We start from the raw sequence: 529 nt of genomic DNA, 5'->3' as shown, positions 1-529 counted from the left end.
TGCGCCGCCCGTGGCGAACAGCGTGGTCTTGCCTTCGAGGATGTAGACGTCGCCCGTTTCCATTTCGAGCGCGGTCACGCCGAGCACGTCGCCTTCGGCGTCGCGAATCAGGTCGAGCGCCATCCATTCGACGAAGAACGTGGTCTTCGCCGCGACGTTTTGCTGATACAGCGTGTGCAGCAGCGCGTGGCCGGTACGGTCAGCAGCAGCACAGGCGCGCTGAACCGGCTTCTCGCCGTAGTTGGCCGTGTGGCCGCCGAACGGGCGCTGGTAAATCGTGCCGTCGGCGTTACGGTCGAACGGCATGCCCATGTGTTCGAGCTCGTACACGGCGTTCGGCGCTTCACGGCACATGAACTCGATCGCGTCCTGGTCGCCGAGCCAGTCGGAGCCCTTGATCGTGTCGTAGAAGTGATAGTGCCAATTGTCTTCGCTCATGTTGCCGAGCGAAGCGCCGATACCGCCTTGAGCGGCGACCGTGTGCGAACGCGTCGGGAACACCTTCGAGAGCACGCAAACCGACAGGCCA

At 63.5% G+C, this 529-nt stretch carries 1 protein-coding gene; it reads right to left on the bottom strand.

The genetic code is table 11. The features are described 5' to 3' along the window. Window positions 1-529: FAD-binding protein (locus tag U5A58_RS40490; protein WP_321965464.1), on the bottom strand; the 529-nt coding region annotated here is incomplete at both ends.

The sequence above is a fragment of the Paraburkholderia sp. J7 genome, assembly GCF_905220155.1.
GTDB lineage: Bacteria > Pseudomonadota > Gammaproteobacteria > Burkholderiales > Burkholderiaceae > Paraburkholderia.
The sequence above is the reverse complement of the archived record's forward strand: the minus strand, read 5'-3'. Positions and strand labels throughout refer to the sequence as shown.